The following is a 14,567-nucleotide window of genomic DNA, read 5'->3' as shown; positions in this document are numbered from 1 at the left end:
TCGGTGCGAATAGGTTGTCAATAAAATGTACATATCGGTTCAGTTTTGTTAGCAAAAATATGCAGACATGATCACGATGATTGAATATTAGTGAGGGCAGGCGAGGTCTAGCGACGTTGAGATGAAGGTATATTAGACGAGAGGGGCGGTGAGGCCCTACGGAGGCGGCCAGTCGGGAAGCCTCCGTAGGGGTAGGGACTAAAGCAGATTACTGCATCGGTGGGTAAGGCGTATAAAATGTTTTCCCGAGCCAGCGAAATGACGTCGGCAGCGGGCTGATGGGTTTGCTCACATAGCTGGAAGCGACGTTTTCATCCCCCTGACCGCTGTAGACCGCGTAATACGGGTAAGGAAATACCGGACGTGACGCCGCAGTGGACGAGATCGTTTCCAGCTTCAGCGCGCTCTGCGTGTTATCGCCCTGTGTCGGCTGACCGAAGCCGCTGGTTTCTTCTTGTGCCGCCTGCCAGGTCACAACGCTACCCGGCGCGACGCCCTGTTCGACCCAGTTCAACATCGGCGTCAGAAAATCCACTAAACTCGGGCCGTCACCGCCTGAGCAGTGGTAGAGACCCGGCAGCAGATAGAGGCGTTCGAACGCGTTGCGTTGAACGGCGCCCAGGGTTTTCCCCAGGGCTTCATGGTAAGCGATGCTGTTGAGCGGGCTGATGTGGGGATCGGACCAGCCATGCCAGATAATCAGTTTGCCGCCTGCGGCTTTGAAGTCAGACAGGTCTGGGTTGGTGGCGTCATTCAACGGATGCAATGCGTGCAGCTCTGCGAACGTCTCCGTGGTGAAGCTCAGATCTTTGAGCGTGTAATCTGACCCCGGATTTTTTTCAAAGATGATGTTTTTCAGCGCTTCCAACGCGATGGTCGCGCTGCTGGGGGTGTCGTTGGCATTCTGCGGAACGAAGACGCCGGCCCAGGAGAGTTCGGAACCCGGCTGCGGACCACCCACGGTCATTTTTTCTCCGGTCACCCGCGCGCGTGGCCCGGCGTAGAGTTTACGCAGCGTGTTCACCTGCGTGACGCTGAGGCAGGTGCCCGAACTATTGCTTTCCCCCTTTTTGCACTGCAATACGGATGGATTGAAATGGCAGTTCATTGGGTCTGAAATCAGCCCGTCTGTTTGTCCGTCCAACGCATCGCACTGCGCAATGACGGCTTTGTGGATGAGCGGCAAATCGGCGGCAACGATGATCGCTTTGTTGTCCGCATCCCTATTGCTCAGCGCCTGCCAGGCGTGATACATGCTGTTCTGCACCTGGAAGTTCATGGCTGCGGCCCCGGCGATAATGCCGTTGAAGTCCTCAGGGTAGCGCTGCGCTTCCATCAGCGCCTCACGACCGCCGTCGGAACAGCCGCTGAAGTAGGAGTAGGATGGCGAACGTCCATAAAACACACTCATCAGCTTTTTCGCCGTGACCGCGGTCAGATGCACACCTCGGTAGGCGAAGTCACGCCGCTTCTGATCATCATCGCCGAAATTCGTCTCCGTCGACTCATGACCCATATTGGTGGTTGCGACCGTAAAGCCGCTCGCATTCAGCGGCGCACAGCCTGCCGCCGCGCCGACATCCAGGCTGATACGACCGCACAAACCTCCGCAGCCGAGCTGCAGGAAACGTTGAGTCCAGGTGGTGGTGGGCAGCAAAACCTTGAACTGGATGGCGGGGGCGAGCACGCCGTCGACGACGCAGTGGGTCTCTCCATTGGAGGTAGACTCGCTTGTCGCGGTGATACGGCTTCCTTGACCACCGATGTCGGTGAGATCCACTTTCGCTAGCGAGGCGCAGGACACGGCTTGTTTGACGAGAGAGGTTTGATTGACTCGTGGGTGCTGTTCCGCCTGGGCCGTCGTGGCGATCCCTGACAGGGACACCGAGGCCAGAAGCCAGAGTAGAGGGGATGCTATTCGCATAAATTATCCTTGTTTGTCATGATTTATCCTTAAACCGGCGCGAAAATTCGCCAAACCGGGTTTAACGTACATGAGGGCGCCAGCGGCTCCGCGAACGAAGCCGGGTGTGGCGCCATCATACTTGGGCGGCCTGACAGCTTTGCCGCCATCGTCAAGCGGTGGCTGACGCTGTTTCTAGAACCAAATTCTGTCATTCATATCGGCGTGTTGCCGTTAGTGGCGGCATCATCGCCGATCGTTCCGCACTCGCGCCCCGACTGCGGCGGAAAGGGGAGCGCGACTACTCGGCCCCGCGTTTCCAATAGGCCACTGCGCGAACGTAGTCTTCGTCCAGTCCCAGAGAGCCGGTCAGATAGGTTTTCAGCGTGAATATCTTGTGGTTCTCGCCGGTCGCCCAGACGAAGTAGTCGTCGGTGGGGAATGTCAGGCGATCCACGGCCGCAATCAATTTCTGGGCATCGTCGTTGCCGTCCCGAGCGATCCATTCCAGCGTCATACCGCTTTTAACCGGAATGGCCGGACGTTCGTCCTCGCTTCCGCTTTCGATGACTATCGCGCCGCGCGTGGTGTCCGGCAGTTCCTGAAGTCGACGCAGGAGCGCAGGGATCCCGGTTTCATCGCAGATCAACACCTGCCAGGCGTAATCCGCCGGGATCTGAATAGAGCCGCGCGGTCCGCCCATGCCGATAACGTCACCTGCTTTGGCCGCGTTGGCCCAGTCGGAGGCGACGCCGCTGGCGTGCAGATAGAAGTCGATGGTGAGTTCACGCGCGAGCGCATCGAAATGGTACGGCGTGTAATCACGGTTAGCCGGACGCACGTCGCCCCAGATCGGGCCATCCGGACCATTCTTGGGTAGATGAAGTTCGCCGGTTTCACGGTCGGGGAAAAACAGCTTCACATGGTCATCGAATCCCGGACTGCGAAAACCGTCGAGATCGTCGCCGGTGAAGACGATGCGCTGGAATGGGCCGGGGAGGCGAGAGGTGGTTTTCACCGTTAAGGTACGAAATACCAGCGGCAGACGTATACGGGTGGGCTGCCTGGATTGAGAAGATTCAGTCGTCATGATGTACCCCGTGTTCAAGTCATTATGCACAGGCCGGACAAAATGTCCGGCCATGAACGGATCCGGCGACAACCGCCGCCGTCGTGGGTGTTACTTTTCCGTCGTTGAGCTGACGCCGCCCCCCAGCGATTGCCAGAGGGTGATGCGATTATCAAAGTCGGTCTGACGCAGCGCGATCAGCTCAAGCTGTGATGACCAGAGCGTGCGCTGAGCCGTCAGAACATTGAGGTAATCGCCGACGCCGGATTGATAGCTGCGTTGAGCCAGCGTGAAGCTGCGCTGGGCCGCCGCCACGTACTGCTGCTGAGCGTCGAGCTGCTCTGCCAGCGTCTCGCGACGCGCCAATGCGTCCGCCACGTCTTTAAAGGCGCTTTGAATCGCTTTCTCGTAGTCCGCAATCAACCCTTTTTTCTCCGCCTCAGCATATCTCAATTGCGCCAGATTGCTGCCTCCGGTGAACAGCGGCAGGGTCACGCTCGGGGCGAACGACCAAATATTGGCCCCGTGGCTGAACAGGTTGGACAGCGAGTTGCTGCCGACGCCCGCGCTGGCGGTCAGCGAGACGGTCGGGAAGAAGTTGGCGCGGGCGGCGCCGATATCCGCGTTGGCGCTCTTCAGACTGTATTCCGCTTCCAGCACGTCCGGGCGGCGCAGCAGGACCTCGGAGGAGACGCCGGCCGGCACCAGCGCGATCGCGCTGTCGCTGAGCTGGTCAAGCGGCGCGGGCTGCAGGTTCTCCGGCACCGTTTCCCCCACCAGCAGGTTCAGCGCATTGATATCCTGCGCGACCAGCGTCTGGTAGCTGGCGACGCTGGCGCGCGCGGACTGATAGACGGTCATTGCATCGCTGACGTCGGTTGCCGCCGCGACGCCCGCCGCCATGCGGCGTTCCGTGATACGCAGGGAGTTGGCCGCGCTCTCCATGGTCTCTTTGGCGAGCTGCAAATTGCTTTTGTCCGCCGCCAGCGTGATCCACGCCGTAGTGGTTTCGCCGATCAGCGTCAGGCGGGTATTCTGCGCCGTGGCCTCGCTGGCCAGCCAGGTTTCCCTGGCCGCCCGGGAGAGGCTGCGGTTACGACCGAACAGGTCGATTTCAAAACTGCTGACCGCGCCCTGCGCTTCGCTGCTTCCGCTGACGCCGGAGTCGACCGTCCGACTCCGGGTATGACTCAGCTCTGCGTTCAGCGTCGGGAACAGGCTGGCGCGCTCTTCGCCGTAAAGCGCTTTGGCGGCTTCAATATCGGCGATGGCTTTCTGCAGGTCGCGGTTGCTGGCCAGCGCGCGTTCCACCACCGTTTTGAGACGAGTGTCGTTCATGACGTGCTGCCAGTCGGTCAATACCGCGCCGGTCTGATCGCTCTGCGCCGCGGCGCCCGGCCAGGTGGTGGGCACCGGCGCCGCGGGGCGCTGATAGTCCGGGTCCAGAGAAATACAGCCGGTCAGCAGTAGCGACAGCGAGAGAAGCGTGATTCGAGAAAACATGTCTTACTCCTGAACGTCATGGCGGCGGGTGAAATAATGTCTCACCAGCACGAAGAACAACGGCACGAAGAAGATCGCCAGCAGCGTGGCCGTCAGCGTTCCGCCAATAATCCCGGTACCAATAGCGATGCGGCTGTTCGCGCCGGCCCCGGTGGCTATCGCCAGCGGAATAACCCCGGCGATGAACGCCATGGAGGTCATGATAATCGGCCGCAGACGCGTTTTGGCCGCCGAGAGTACCGCAGCGCTGAGCGTGCTGCCTTGCCGCACCGCCAACTCCGCAAACTCCACAATCAAGATGGCGTTCTTTGACGACAGCCCGATGGTGGTCAACAGCGCCACCTGGAAGTAAACGTCATTGCTCAAGCCACGCAGCAGGGCGGCCAGCGCCGCGCCGCAGATCCCGAGCGGAATGATCAGGATGACGGAGAACGGCACCGACCAGCTTTCATACAGCGCCGCCAGGCACAGGAACACCACCATGATGGAGATAGCGTACAGACCCAATGCCTGACCGCTCGCCAGTTTTTCTTGCAGTGAAAGTCCGCTCCATGCCCAGGTCGAGCCGGAGGGCAGCTGTGAGGCGATGGCTTCGATTTTATTCATCGCATCGCCGGAGCTGACGCCGTCAGCGTTTTCCCCGGTGATTTCGAACGAGGCGGAACCGTTATATCGGGTCAGGGTCTCCGGGCCGTAGGTCCAGCTCGTCGAGGCGAAGGCGGAGAACGGCGCCATGCTGTCGTCGCTGCCGCGGACATACCACTGATTCAAATCCGACGGTTTGGAGCGGAATGGGCTGTCGGCCTGGATATAAACTTTCTTGACCCGACCCCGGTCGATGAAGTCGTTGACGTAGGTTCCGCCCCACGCGCTGCTCAGCGTGTCCGTCACGTCGCTCAGCGACAGTCCCAGCGCCACGGCTTTGTTGTTGTCGATATCGACCTGTAGCTGCGGCATCTGCGGCAGATCGTTGGCGCGGACCGACTGCAGTTCCGGGCTGGCGCCCGCCTGTTTCAGCAGTTGGCTGCGCAGTTCCATCAGTTTTGCGCGTTCGGTGCTGCCGTCGGCCAACAGTTCAAAGGTAAAGCCGTTGGTCTGGCCCATCCCCTGCACCGATGGAGGCGTGGAGGCGAAGATGCGGGCGTCACGTTCGGTGGACAGCGCTTTCATCGCCCGGTTGGCGATCGCCTGTGCGGTATTGTTCGAACCGGGGCGTTGGTCCCAGTTTTTCAGCGCGACAAATGCCATACCCGCGTTCTGCCCGCTACCGCTGAAGTTAAAGCCGGTGATGGTATAGATGACGCCGATGTTGTCCTTTTCCTCTGTGAGGAACCAGTCCGTGATGCGCTTGTTGACGGCGTTGGTCCGGTTAACCGTCGCCCCCGCCGGCAGGGTGTACTGCACCATAATCTGCCCCTGATCCTCGTTCGGCAGGAAGCTGCTGGGCAGCCGCCACAGGAACAGGATCATCAGTGCGACGATGGCGGCGAATGCGATCAACATCACCAGCGGGCGGCGCAGCGCGGAGACCACACGATGGCTGTAGCCTTTTTGCGTGCGGGCGTAAAACCGGTTGAAGCCGCCGAAAAAGCCCTTCTTATGGGGTTTGCTGTGTTTCAGCAACAGCCCGCACAGGGCGGGCGTCAGCGTCAGCGCGACCACCACGGACAGCATCATGGCGGAGATGATGGTGACGGAGAACTGACGGTAAATAACGCCGGTCGAACCACCGAAGAAGGTCATCGGCAGGAAGACGGCGGAGAGCACCAGCGCGATGGCGACCAGCGCGCCGGAGATTTCGCCCATCGATTTTTCGGTGGCCGCGCGGGCGGGTAGCCCCTCGTCGCGCATGATACGCTCGACGTTTTCCACCACCACGATGGCGTCATCCACCAGCAGCCCGATAGCCAGCACCATGGCGAACAGCGTGAGGGTGTTGATCGAGTAGCCGAACAGCGCCAGAACGCCGAAGGTTCCCAGCAGGACGACCGGCACGGCGAGGGCGGGGATTAGCGTCGCCCGCAGATTCTGCAAGAACAGATACATGACGATGATGACCAGCACGATGGCTTCGACCAGCGTTTTGACCACATCCTCGACGGAGATCTTGATGAAGTCGGTGCTGTCTTTCGGGTAAGCGACCGCGTAGCCCTCAGGCATGCTGTGGCTGTATTCGTTGATCTTGGCCTTGACCAGCTCTGCGGTGTCGAGCGCGTTGGCGCCCGGCGCCAGCATGACCGCGATCCCGGCGGAGGGATGGCCGTTAAGTCGGGAGGAGGATGTGTAATCTTCGCTGCCCATTTCGACGCGGGCGACGTCGCCGATATGCACCACGGCGCCGTTGGATCCGCTTTTCACGATGATATTGCGGAACTGTTCCGGCGTTTGCAGGCGCGACTGCGCGCGTACCGTCGCCGTCAACTGCTGGTCGGCTGAGGAGGGTTCCGCACCGATTTTCCCGGCCGACAGCTGGATATTCTGCGCCTCGATCGCCGACTCGACGTCGGAAGGCATCAGGCTATAGGACGCCAGCTTGTTGGGGTCCATCCAGATGCGAATGGCGTATTCGGAACCGAACACTCGCAGGCTGCCGACGCCGCTGACACGCGCCAGCGGATCTTGCATGTTGCTCACCAGCCAGTCGGCGATATCCGAGCTGGTGGCTTTGTCGGTCTTGTCATACAGCGCCATGATCAGCAGGAAGTTGGACTGGGACTTGGTCACGGTGATCCCGGACGACTGGACCTCGGAGGGCAGTCTCGACTCCGCCTGCTGCACTTTGTTCTGAACCTGAACCTGAGCGGTATCGGCATTGGTGCCCTGTGCAAAGGTCACCTGAATGTCGACTTCGCCGTCTGAGCTGCTGGTGGAGGTGAAATAAAGCAGGTTATCCAGCCCGGTCAGCTGCTGTTCGATGATCTGGGTGACGCTGTTTTCCAGCGTTTGCGCGGAAGCCCCGGTGTAGGTGGCCTTGATGCGCACGGAAGGCGGCGCGACGTCGGGATACTGTGCGACCGGCAACGTGCGGATCGACATTAGCCCCGCCATCATGATGAGTATTGCGATCACCCAGGCGAAAACCGGGCGTCGCACAAAGAAACGGGAGAACATCAGTCTGCGCCTCCCGTCAGCTGAACTTCGACCGGTTTAACGGTATTGCCTGCGGCCACTTTGTCGCTGCCTTCGACCAGAAGCCGATCGCCGCTCTGTAAGCCGTTTGTTATTAACCAGTTGCTGCCGGTGGCTTCCGCCGTGACGACGCTGCGGCGTTCCACCTTGTTGCCGCTCGTGACCACCAGCGCGGTGGCGTTGCCTTTCACGTCGCGCGTAATGCCCTGTTGCGGGGCCAGTATCGCGTTCTGTATCACGCCCTCGTCGACTTTGGCTCGGACAAACATACCGGGGAGCAATACATGGTCGGGGTTGGGGAACACGGAACGCAGCGTGACGGAGCCGGTGGATTCGTCGACGGCGACTTCCGTCAATTCCAGACGGCCTTTGTGCGGATAAACCGTGCCGTCTTCCAGCGTCAGGGTGACATTTAGCGTATCGCTATTGGTGGCCAGCGCCTGCTTGCGTAAGCGCAACAGGTCGGCGCTGGAGCGGGACAGATCGAGATACATGGTGTCCAGCGCGCGGATCGTCGTCAGTGCGGTGGACTGTTGGGCGGTGACCAGCGCCCCCGGCGTGACGCTGGAAATCCCGATGCGGCCGGCGATAGGCGCGGTGACGGTCGTCCATTGCAGATTGATACGGGCGCTTTCCAGCGCGGCGTTTTTCTCCAGCACGCTGGCCTTGTCCTGCTCACAGGTGGAAAGCGCATCGTCCGCATCCTGCTGCGACACGCCCTGTTCTTTCACCAGTCCCGCGTAGCGCTTCGCTTTCAGGCAGTCAGACAGCACCAGCGCCTTGGCGCTTTGCAGCGCGGCGGCGGCTTGGTCGTAGGTGGCTTTGTAGCTGGACGGGTCTATCTGATACAGCGGCTGACCGGCTTTCACTTCATCGCCTTCGGTAAACAGGCGCTTTTGAATTATACCGCCGACCTGGGGAATGACGTCAGATGTCAGCGTAGCGGCGGTGCGGCCGGTCAATTCACTTTCCAACGTAAAGGTCGTGGGTTTTAGCGTCACGACGCCGACCTCGGTCGGCCCGACGTCGTCCGTTTTCGCGCTACGGTCGTCGCAACCGCTAAGACCAATCAAGGTTAAAAGACATAGCATGCGTAACTGCATAACATTTCCCCGTATTCGGCGAGATAAAGTCGGTGACTGGTTAAGTCGTAACAAGAGAAGCATTTTTTCATGGTTGGCGCCGTGTCGGCGCCGCGGTCGTCAACGTACCTTCAGCGCCAGCTCCGTAGTGCCCTTGATCGGCAAGCTGACGGAGATAAAACCGTTTTCCGGCGCGTGGATATAGTCGAGAAAGTCCGGCTCGGCGTTGTCGTTAAGCACCATGCCGCCAATGCGCAGCTGCGGCGCGACGAGGGCGATGACATCGCGCGCCAACGACGTCCCGTTTCTGGAGGGCCATCCATCGATCAGCGCGAAGTCGACTTCGCCGCCCAGGTTTTGCAACGTTTCTCTGGCGTCCCCGACGCGGATATCCGCGTAGTCAGCCAGTCCGGCTTCGGCCAGATTACGTCGGGCGATGGCCGCTTTTTCCGGCACTAGCTCGGAACCGATGACCTTGCCGCCACCGTTATCTTTAAGCGCGGCCGCGAAGTAGAGTGCGGACATCCCGACGGAGGTGGCGAAGTCGACCACCCGCGTCGCACGCAGAGAACGGCAGAGGAGATAGATCAGCTCGCCTTGCGTGGGATGGATGGAAAACCCGCAGTCGATGAAGTCGTCGGGGTGGTCGGCCAGGGTTTCGGGCGAGGTTCCTCTGGCGGGGAATCGGCGCTCGCGGTTCAGTTTGTCAATGACGGCAAGAATTTGGGCATCGTTGATCGTATTGATGGGGTGGGTAGGTTCCGGTGTCATACGTATAAGCCTGTATCAGTCATTTAGTGAAAAGCGGCATGGCGACGTCAAAGTGCGTCAATCGCCCGTGCCGCGGCATCAATGGCATCCCTTAGGTGTTTAACTTGTTCTGAATTCAGGTTCCCACGATGGAGTTTTTTTCTTATACAAGCCTTCAAGTTTTCAATCGCATCATCGATATCCGGAACCCGCCGGGGATTATGAGTTAGAACCAGCGCTTTTAACTTGGCGAGCGCTGTCAGCAAATCATCATTTTGCTTATCAAGATATTTCCTGCCCCGCAGCGTGATGGCGAACTGCTTCTTACCGTTCTTCTCATGCCCTGCCGCCAGCCCTTCGGACTCCAGTGACGATAACAGGGGATAGATGACACCCGGACTGGGGATATAAGCCCCCTGAGAGTAGTCCTCCACCGAACGGATGATTTCGTAGCCGTGTGTCGGGTTGATGCGGATCAAATATAAAATTAGCAGAAACAGCTCATGCCGATTGAAGACCTTCGCCCGTCGCGAAGATCGCTGTGGAGGTCGAGTACCGGTCCCTCCGGGCGTGGCATCGGCGTAAGACAATGACTTTTTCATGGCCGTTGGGTGTGAGAATCATTCCGTTTCTGATGTCCGTCTAAGATATATCTTGGCGAAAATGGCCGTCAATGCATCCCGTGGCAGAAGAGCGTAATGAAGTGATAGCAGCGCGTTTTTATATATTTCAGATTATTTCCATACACCGCCCGGAGTGCGGCAATACGGGATCTGACGCACGGTGAGCACGTTGGCGGCGGTCACTTGAGACCCCGTCTGACCGCCGCCGGGCGAGTTTTTAGCGTGCGGTCAGCATAGCGGCGAATGACCTGAGCCGACGTTGTAGCGCGGGAATGGCGAGCTGTTGCACCATCCACGGACTGAATGCCCACGGGGTTTTGGCGGCGGCATCGATGAGATCAGGAAGATCGACCCAGCGATAGTCGAGCACCTCATCGTCACGCGGCGACAAGTCGCTGGTGATCACTGCCGTAAACACCGGACAATATTCGTTTTCCATAATGCCGGAGGCGCTGGTGACGCAGTAGCTGAACTCGTCGTCCGCCAGCGTGATCCGATCGACGTCTGCGCCCAGCTCGTAGCGGCAGCGACGACGGACTGCCGCCTCCATTTTTTCATCCAATTGGGGGTGACCGCAGACCGAATTCGTCCAGACGCCCGGCCAGGCCTTCTTGCACAACGCGCGGCGAGTGGTCAGAAACTGGCCTGCGGGTGAGAATAAATAGCTGGAAAAAGCCAAATGCAGGGGCGTTTTATCGCTATGTACCACGCTTTTATCCATCGTACCGATGGGGTTTCTGTCGGCATCTAACAGTACGACGTGTTCCAGTGGTGGGCTTGTCATGGGCTTCCTCGAGACTTCTTCAAATATTCATGCTGTCGGCGGTCAGGCGGCGCGGTCATTCCCGCGTCCAATGCTCCTTGGCGCCGAACAGGGTAGCATTGTCGGTGAACTTTATCGTATGCAGCTTCAGCCGCCACACTTCCGTGAGGGGTTTCAGGCGCGCGATGGGATGGCGGGCAACGTAGAGGCTGAGCGCGTCGCGACGTTCGGCCCCGTCCAGCTTACTGACGGTCGCCAGATATTGAATGCCGCGGATGTCGCGGATTTTCTCGGGCTGACCGCTGATGGTGCCGCTGATCCGGCTCCCGGTCGCCATGGCGCCGCCGTGGCGCGTGCTGCTGCTGGAAAGAACGATCAAACTGGCATTGTCGGCATCGAAGGCATAGAAACAGCTGGCGCTCCACAGCCCGTCTTCGTCCAGCGTGGTCAGCGATAACACGTGGTGGCTTGCGATAAAGTCGGCGGCGGGGGCCGGTAATGGTTGCATCTTTCGCCTCTTAGTGTGTGGACCCGGTTATCGGCACCGGGCCTGCGGGCCTGACGTCAGGCGACGTAGGTCGACCACAAATGGGAGAGCGGCATCACCAGGAACAGTCCCGGCAGCATGTTGGCGACGGGAAATGGCTTGATACCGCAAATTCTCAACCCGGTGGCCAGCATGATCAGCCCGCCCGCGGCGGAGAAGTCCGCCATCATATCGGGGGTCGTCAGCGGCAGGATCATGGCCGCCAGCATCGCCAATCCCAGCTGGATGAGCAGCTGCGGAACGGCGATGGTAATGACAGCATACCCCAACAGCGTCGCGAAGATCGCCGAGGTAAACAGATCCAGCGCCGTTTTGATATACAGAATCGACGGGTCGCCGGTCATGCCTTCGTGCATCGCGCCGAAAATCCCGGTGCCGCTGGCGCAGAACAGGACCAGGATCGCCACGAATTTATCCGTAAACTCGGTATGCGTGACGCCTTCAACCGCCGGGAAGACGCGGTCAATAAGCCCGCGAGTGGTGCCGGCCGCCTTACCGATGCCCTTTTCGATGTACAACAGTTCGCCCACAATGGCGCCGAGGATCATCGCCAGCACGACGGCGGGCATGAACTTCACCTTGATGATCAGCATGATCCCGAGGCCCATGGAGCAGAGGCCGAACGTCAGGGGCAACGCGGTTCTTATTCTCTCAGGGAGCCGCGTGCTGATCAGCGCGCCGAGCAGGCCGCCTATCACGATAGCCGCTCCGTTCACATAAGGTCCGATTAGCATTTTCGTTATCCTTGTTATGGTTTTCAGCGTGTTCCGTAGTTTGCCTACGGCCTGGTGTTAGCTGAGCTTTCCCCCCAGCGGGGCAATGTTTTGACTTCAATACCCAACAAATCGAGCGCGCGTCCCACGCTGTGGGTGATGATGTCATCCGGCGTCTTGGGTCGCTGATACAGCGCGGGCACGGGCGGGAAGATAATACCGCCCATTTCCGTCACCTGCTGCATGTTGCGAAGATGCCCCAGGTTCAGGGGCGTTTCCCGCGCCATCAGCACCAGCCGGCGGCGCTCTTTCAGCACGACATCCGCGGCGCGCGTCAGCAGGTTATCCGTCAGACCGTGGGCAATGGCGGCCAGCGAGCGCATGGAGCAGGGCGCGACCAGCATGCCCTGCGTCTTGAAAGATCCGCTGGCAATCGAGGCGCCCAGATTTTTACACTCATGCACCACATCCGCCAGCGCCACGACCTCCTCCATCCTGAAGCCGGTTTCCAGGGCGCAGGTTTTCTCTGCGCCGGCGGAGACCACCAGATGGACTTCCAGATCCTGTTCTTGCAGCAGTTCGAGGGCTTTGACGCCATACTGAAAGCCCGAGGCGCCGCTAATGCCTACGATAATACGTCGGGTGGACATGTTTTCCCCTTATTCGAAGTCTGGCAGGAAGCGTTTAACGTCGACCTCTTTGAACTTCGAGCGCTCGAAGTGCGGTTTGAGGGTGAACGGCACGGTACAGTCGAAAATGGTTTTACAGGACATGCCTTCCTGCAAGATCGACGGGCTGTATGCGGGAACCTGCGACGGGTCCAGCGGATGGCAGCGTACGCCGGGAATGAAAACGGTGTCGACGTCGCCCTGATAGCGGGTCTGCATCGCCCACATGACATCGTCGCTGTCGAAGATATCGACGTCTTCGTCGACCAGAATGACATGTTTCAGCTCCGGGAAGGCCGAGAAAGCCAGCAGCGCGGCCTGACGCTGACGCCCTTCGTCCACCGGCGCGGATTTTTTGAACTGCATCACGGCCAGCAGCTTGCCGCCGCCCGCAGAGTGGGCGAACACATTGAGCAGTTTGCCCGGCATCGCCCGGTTGACCATATCCAGAATGCTGGCTTCGGTCGGGATGCCCGCCATGTTGACATGCTCCTCGCCGGGACCGATGGTGGTCCGCCAGATCGGGTGATGACGATGGGTGACGGCTTTCACTTTAATGACCGGCAGCGCGGGTTTGGCTCCCCCGGTATAGCCTGGGAATTCCGGCATGGCTTTACCGGTATCGGTATTTTGATCTTCACGGACGCGGACATCTGGCAGCAGTTCGCCTTCAATGACGATTTCAGCGTGCCCGATGGCATATTCGTCGATGGTCTTGCATTTCACCAGCTCGACGGCGTGGCCGCGCAGCGCGCCGGCGACGCTCAGTTCGTCGAAGCCGAGCGGGGTGGTCGGCGGTTCGAAACAGGCCGCGATCTCAATGGCCGGGTCCACGCCGATGCTGATGGAGATGGGCAACGGTTTGCCCGCCGCCTCCGCTTTCTGGCGGAAGGCGTCGATATGACGGCCCGGCGTCAGCCACATGGACAGCTCGTCGCGGCTCTGTACGCAGAGGCGGTGGATCGTAATGTCGGACTCGCCGGTATCGGGGTCGGAGGCGTAGCACAGGCCCATCGTGATGTAAGGACCGGCATCTTCGGCAGTGTTGGTCGGCGCGGGCAGCAGGGTGCGCAGGTCAAAGTCGGCGTCGCTCGCCAGATGCACCACCTCCTGACAAACGGCCTTGTCGGCAGAGGCTTTGACCGGCGGAATAGGATGCTGGACGGAATCCTTCAGCAGGTGTCCCAGGCGTCCCGGCTCGCAGCCCAAGAAATGGCCGACGCGTTGGCGAGAGCCATTGAGGCCGATGGCGACGCTGATATCGTCGAATCCCTTAATTCTGTTGAAGATCATGACCGGACCGTTTTTACGCGTCGGGCGCATACAGGTTCCGCCCGCGCCGACGTAACGGTAGACGCCGGAGAGTTCCGCCTGGGGATCGACTTCGACATCGGTCGAGACCAATTCGCCCGGCAGCGTGTCTAGCAACGCCAGCGCGGAGCGCAGATCGTGCACCTGAATATCCGGTTTATTCTTAGTGTGGGACATAATGAGACTCCTTATGAAAAGGTCATATATTCGTTGTGGGGAAATATATGGCCGCGTGGACTCTCCGACAAATACCGTTTAAGTAGTAGCCCTCATATCAAAGCGATCTATGTCGCCGTTGTCTTTTCTCATTCCGTTAAAATAAGTGATCTGATTCAAATACCTATGAAACTTCCGAAATGAATAAATAAAACGACTCAATATTTTGCAACATGAATGCAACAATTGTTCACGCTTGACCTCAGGCGGTTGAAATAAGCGTGATAATTGCGATGTGGCGACGCATTCGAACGTTTACCTGCATGGTAGACTGAAGTCGCTGACGGCAT

The 14,567-nt window shown here is 59.4% G+C and carries 12 protein-coding genes; all 12 read right to left on the bottom strand.

Annotated features, from left to right (window positions below; genetic code table 11):
* Positions 1-208: 208 nt before the first annotated feature.
* Complete coding sequence (locus BLU64_RS00690) at positions 209-1,924, bottom strand: tannase/feruloyl esterase family alpha/beta hydrolase (RefSeq protein WP_074727665.1); 1,716 nt, start codon at positions 1,922-1,924, stop codon at positions 209-211.
* A 280-nt stretch (positions 1,925-2,204) separates the two neighbouring features.
* The gene (locus BLU64_RS00685; RefSeq protein ID WP_175527792.1) at positions 2,205-2,993 is read right to left on the bottom strand and encodes a siderophore-interacting protein; all 789 of its coding nucleotides are present in this window, start codon (positions 2,991-2,993) and stop codon (positions 2,205-2,207) included.
* Between the two features lie 90 nt (positions 2,994-3,083).
* Positions 3,084-4,475, bottom strand: a complete 1,392-nt coding sequence (locus BLU64_RS00680; RefSeq protein ID WP_074727663.1) for an efflux transporter outer membrane subunit — start codon at positions 4,473-4,475, stop codon at positions 3,084-3,086.
* A 3-nt stretch (positions 4,476-4,478) separates the two neighbouring features.
* Positions 4,479-7,586 carry an efflux RND transporter permease subunit gene (locus BLU64_RS00675; RefSeq protein ID WP_083351051.1) on the bottom strand — a complete coding sequence of 1,036 codons (3,108 nt, stop codon included), beginning with the start codon at positions 7,584-7,586 and terminating at the stop codon, positions 4,479-4,481.
* Positions 7,586-8,707, bottom strand: coding sequence for an efflux RND transporter periplasmic adaptor subunit (locus BLU64_RS00670; protein WP_026743101.1), 1,122 nt, complete (start codon positions 8,705-8,707; stop codon positions 7,586-7,588). The genes BLU64_RS00675 and BLU64_RS00670 overlap by 1 nt, the downstream gene beginning before the upstream one ends.
* 99 nt (positions 8,708-8,806) lie before the next feature.
* Positions 8,807-9,457: an O-methyltransferase gene (locus BLU64_RS00665; RefSeq protein WP_026743100.1), complete on the bottom strand. Its 651-nt coding sequence runs from the start codon at positions 9,455-9,457 to the stop codon at positions 8,807-8,809.
* Between the two features lie 47 nt (positions 9,458-9,504).
* Positions 9,505-10,026 (bottom strand): PadR family transcriptional regulator, encoded by a 522-nt coding sequence (locus BLU64_RS00660; RefSeq protein ID WP_157755378.1) that lies wholly within the window; start codon positions 10,024-10,026, stop codon positions 9,505-9,507.
* A gap of 250 nt (positions 10,027-10,276) precedes the next feature.
* Positions 10,277-10,843, bottom strand: coding sequence for an isopentenyl-diphosphate Delta-isomerase (gene idi / locus BLU64_RS00655; protein WP_074727659.1), 567 nt, complete (start codon positions 10,841-10,843; stop codon positions 10,277-10,279).
* A 55-nt stretch (positions 10,844-10,898) separates the two neighbouring features.
* Positions 10,899-11,330, bottom strand: a complete 432-nt coding sequence (locus tag BLU64_RS00650; RefSeq protein ID WP_026743098.1) for a pyridoxamine 5'-phosphate oxidase family protein — start codon at positions 11,328-11,330, stop codon at positions 10,899-10,901.
* Between the two features lie 56 nt (positions 11,331-11,386).
* Complete coding sequence (locus BLU64_RS00645) at positions 11,387-12,103, bottom strand: DUF554 domain-containing protein (protein ID WP_074727658.1); 717 nt, start codon at positions 12,101-12,103, stop codon at positions 11,387-11,389.
* A gap of 44 nt (positions 12,104-12,147) precedes the next feature.
* On the bottom strand, positions 12,148-12,732 hold the full coding sequence (locus BLU64_RS00640) for a UbiX family flavin prenyltransferase (protein WP_026743096.1): 585 nt from the start codon (positions 12,730-12,732) through the stop codon (positions 12,148-12,150).
* A gap of 9 nt (positions 12,733-12,741) precedes the next feature.
* Entirely contained in the window at positions 12,742-14,238 is a 1,497-nt protein-coding gene (locus BLU64_RS00635) for a UbiD family decarboxylase (protein ID WP_074727656.1), read from the bottom strand.
* Positions 14,239-14,567: the final 329 nt, after the last annotated feature.

It is taken from the genome of Lonsdalea quercina (assembly GCF_900107885.1).
GTDB lineage: Bacteria > Pseudomonadota > Gammaproteobacteria > Enterobacterales > Enterobacteriaceae > Lonsdalea > Lonsdalea quercina.
The sequence above is the reverse complement of the archived record's forward strand: the minus strand, read 5'-3'. Positions and strand labels throughout refer to the sequence as shown.

Excerpts from the sequence above, each read along its gene's own strand:
- BLU64_RS00690 (WP_074727665.1), bottom strand. The coding sequence starts at position 1,924 with ATGCGAATAGCATCCCCTCTACTCTGGCTTCTGGCCTCGGTGTCCCTG.
- BLU64_RS00685 (WP_175527792.1), bottom strand. The coding sequence starts at position 2,993 with ATGACGACTGAATCTTCTCAATCCAGGCAGCCCACCCGTATACGTCTG.
- BLU64_RS00680 (WP_074727663.1), bottom strand. The coding sequence starts at position 4,475 with ATGTTTTCTCGAATCACGCTTCTCTCGCTGTCGCTACTGCTGACCGGC.
- BLU64_RS00675 (WP_083351051.1), bottom strand. The coding sequence starts at position 7,586 with ATGTTCTCCCGTTTCTTTGTGCGACGCCCGGTTTTCGCCTGGGTGATC.
- BLU64_RS00670 (WP_026743101.1), bottom strand. The coding sequence starts at position 8,707 with ATGCAGTTACGCATGCTATGTCTTTTAACCTTGATTGGTCTTAGCGGT.
- BLU64_RS00665 (WP_026743100.1), bottom strand. The coding sequence starts at position 9,457 with ATGACACCGGAACCTACCCACCCCATCAATACGATCAACGATGCCCAA.
- idi (WP_074727659.1), bottom strand. The coding sequence starts at position 10,843 with ATGACAAGCCCACCACTGGAACACGTCGTACTGTTAGATGCCGACAGA.
- BLU64_RS00650 (WP_026743098.1), bottom strand. The coding sequence starts at position 11,330 with ATGCAACCATTACCGGCCCCCGCCGCCGACTTTATCGCAAGCCACCAC.
- BLU64_RS00645 (WP_074727658.1), bottom strand. The coding sequence starts at position 12,103 with ATGCTAATCGGACCTTATGTGAACGGAGCGGCTATCGTGATAGGCGGC.
- BLU64_RS00640 (WP_026743096.1), bottom strand. The coding sequence starts at position 12,732 with ATGTCCACCCGACGTATTATCGTAGGCATTAGCGGCGCCTCGGGCTTT.
- BLU64_RS00635 (WP_074727656.1), bottom strand. The coding sequence starts at position 14,238 with ATGTCCCACACTAAGAATAAACCGGATATTCAGGTGCACGATCTGCGC.